Source organism: Accumulibacter sp. (genome assembly GCF_032229525.1).
Taxonomy (GTDB): domain Bacteria; phylum Pseudomonadota; class Gammaproteobacteria; order Burkholderiales; family Rhodocyclaceae; genus Accumulibacter.
In genome coordinates, this window is record NZ_JAVTWB010000050.1 from 1 (window position 1) to 2960 (window position 2960).

Annotated in this window: 2 protein-coding genes; both read left to right on the top strand. The window is 60.8% G+C overall.

All coding sequences use genetic code 11. The annotated features are described in order from the left end of the window. The first annotated feature begins 215 nt into the window (after positions 1-215). Positions 216-785 carry a GNAT family N-acetyltransferase gene (locus RUW20_RS03585; RefSeq protein ID WP_313950828.1) on the top strand — a complete coding sequence of 190 codons (570 nt, stop codon included), beginning with the start codon at positions 216-218 and terminating at the stop codon, positions 783-785. 234 nt (positions 786-1019) lie between these two features. Beyond that, positions 1020-2708: an AMP-binding protein gene (locus RUW20_RS03590; RefSeq protein WP_313950829.1), complete on the top strand. Its 1689-nt coding sequence runs from the start codon at positions 1020-1022 to the stop codon at positions 2706-2708. Positions 2709-2960: the final 252 nt, after the last annotated feature.

Here is a 2960-nt window from a genome sequence, read left to right on the forward strand (position 1 = left end):
CTCGTAATGGCGGCTATTGTTGCGGTGACCACCACCGCAGCGGCTGACAACGCGTGTGCGGCGATCATCTTAGCCAGTCCGCCGATCGCTTGCCCCGTGCTGACGGGTTGGTGGCGAATTTCGGCGTACCAGTCCGCGGCATCGGCGTGCCGCCGACCGCAACCCGCCCGATGGATTTATCATGCTTAATGGCGGCTTACTGATCAGGTGCAACGATGAACGACACTATCGACCGCTGGCAGGCCGCTGACGGCACTTGGCTCGACATGCGGCAAATGCGGCTGGATGACGAGGCACGCGTCAAGCAGGCCTTGAATACGCTGTCGGCCAACGCCAGGCGCAACCGCTTTTTTGGCTCGATCGCCGAGTTTTCGGACGACGCCGTACACCGCCTGGTCGCCATCGACCCGCACAAGGAGTACCTGCTGGTCGTCGTCCGGCGCGAGGACGAGGTCGAGGTTCCGATCGCCGGCGGTCGCTTCGTCGAAGACGATGAGCAAGCGGAGTGCAGTTTTTCGCTGCTCATCGGTGACGCCTGGCAAGGCCAGGGTATCGGCCGGCGGCTCTTGAAGGCACTTCTTCGCGAGGCGTCGCTGCGCGGTCTGCGGACGATGCGTGGCGACGTCCTCGCCGACAACCGACCGATGTTGCAGCTGGCGCGTTCGCTACACTTTGCGCTGGTCGACGGCGAGCAGGGCGACGGCGTAGTGCAGCTCGTTCGCGAGCTTCCGGGCGCGGCGTCTACCCGCTGGCGAAGCGTCGTTCGCAAAGTCTTGCGGAAATAACAGCCGGGAGGACATGGGAAAAACGGCGTATTCATCCTGGAAGGCAGAATTGGCCGCTGCTTTGTGCAGCAAGATCGCCGGCCCGCCCGCGTCGCCGGCCGCCATCGATGCCCGGCCGGGTGATCTGAAAACCAGGCACGGAGCATCCCTCCGCAACAAGCAGAAAGAGGTTCCAGGCCGCAAGAGGGTATCGACTCCGAATCAATGATCTCAGTAACCACAGGCGACCCGACCATGAGCGAAAAAGTCTGGCTTGACAGCTATCCGGCAAATATTCCCGCAGAAATCGACAGCTCCCCTTTTTCATCGTTACCCGAACTGATCGATAACACGGTTCGCAAGTTCACCGACAAGCCGGCCTTCAGCAACCTCGGCCAGACACTGAGCTTCGGCGAAGTGGATCGCCTGTCGCGCGATTTTGCTGCGTTTCTGCAAGGACTCCCCGGTGCCTCGCAAGGCGATCGCGTCGCCATCATGTTGCCCAACCTTCTGCAATATCCGGTTGCGCTTTTCGGCATTCTTCGCGCCGGCATGACCGTGGTCAACGTCAATCCGCTGTACACCGCACGCGAACTACAAGTCCAGTTGAAGGATTCAGGCGCCAAAACGATTGTCGTCGTCGAGAATTTTGCACGGACGCTGCAGGAAGCCCTGCCCGGCCTGGCGATCGAGTACGTGATCACGACGCAGATCGGCGATCTGTTGCCGGCGCCAAAACGCTGGGTCGTTAACTTCGTTATCAAATATGTGAAGAAAATGGTGCCCAACTGGCGGATCGACAAGGCCTGTTCCTTCAACCAGGCGCTGGCCGATGGGGCCAGGTCGACATTTGTGCCGGTGAAGATCGGACCGGAGGACCTCGCCTTTCTGCAATACACCGGCGGCACCACCGGCATCGCCAAGGGGGCAATGCTCACCCACGGCAACCTGCTGGCCAATCTGGAGCAGGTCAGCCTGTGGATCTCGGCGAGCTTCAAGGAAGGCCGCGAGATTGCCATTGCCCCCTTGCCGATGTACCACATCTTCTGTCTCACCTCGACGCTGGGTTTCATGAAGTGGGGAAGCCTGATCGTCTTGATCACCAATCCGCGTGATCTCCCTGGCCTGGTCAAGGAACTCGGTCGATGGAAGTTCAGCGTCCTGACCGGCGTCAATACGCTGTTCAATGCGCTACTGAATACCCCCGGCTTCGACAAGCTCGATTTTTCCGCGCTGAAAGTGGTGGTCGGTGGCGGCGCAGCGGTGCAGGAAAGCGTCGCCAAGCGTTGGCAAGAAGTGACCGGCACCCACCTTACCGAAGCCTATGGCCTGACGGAAACCTCACCGGGTGTTTGCTGCACTCCGCTTGGCGACCCCTGGAATGGCAGCATTGGCCTGCCGGTCACTTCGACCGAAGTGAGCATCCGCGACGAAGACTTCAAGAGGTTGCCGCTGTGGAATGGCGAAGGTGATATCGCTCGACACACCGGCGAAATCTGTGTTCGCGGCCCGCAAGTGATGCGCGGCTACTGGAACAAGCCGGAGGAGACGGCGAAGGTCATCCAGGACGGCTGGCTGAAGACGGGTGATGTGGGCCACATGAACGCGCGCGGCTACATCACCCTCACCGACCGCAAGAAAGACATGATTCTGGTGTCCGGCTTCAACGTCTATCCCAACGAGATCGAGAACATCGTGGCGATGCATCCGGGCGTCGAGGAATGCGCCGTCATCGGCGTGCCCGATGAAAAGTCCGGCGAGGCGGTCAAGCTGGTCATCGTCAGGAAAGACCGCAAGCTGAGCAAAGACGACGTCGTCAACTATTGCAACACGCAATTGACCGGTTACAAGCGCCCGCGCCATGTCGAGTTCCGCGACAGCTTGCCGAAGACACCCATCGGCAAGATCCTGCGTCGTGAATTGAGGGACGCACCGGCTGGCTAGTCAGGAAATTTCATCAGCAAGCGACTGTCGCGAAGTACCTCCGTCGGCCGGCCGGTCCCGGCGATTGCGCGGCACCCAGTCACCGACGAATAGCCGCATCAGGGGAGCAACACAGCCGCCGGCAGCGTGGGCAGCCCACCGCGATCTCCCGATTTTTGGGTGGCTCAGCGGCTGGCAGGGGAAGCACGCACGAGCTGCCAAGCTCTGCTCGTACAATTGCCGCAATGCCTCAAAGGAACGGCCCCCGGCCAC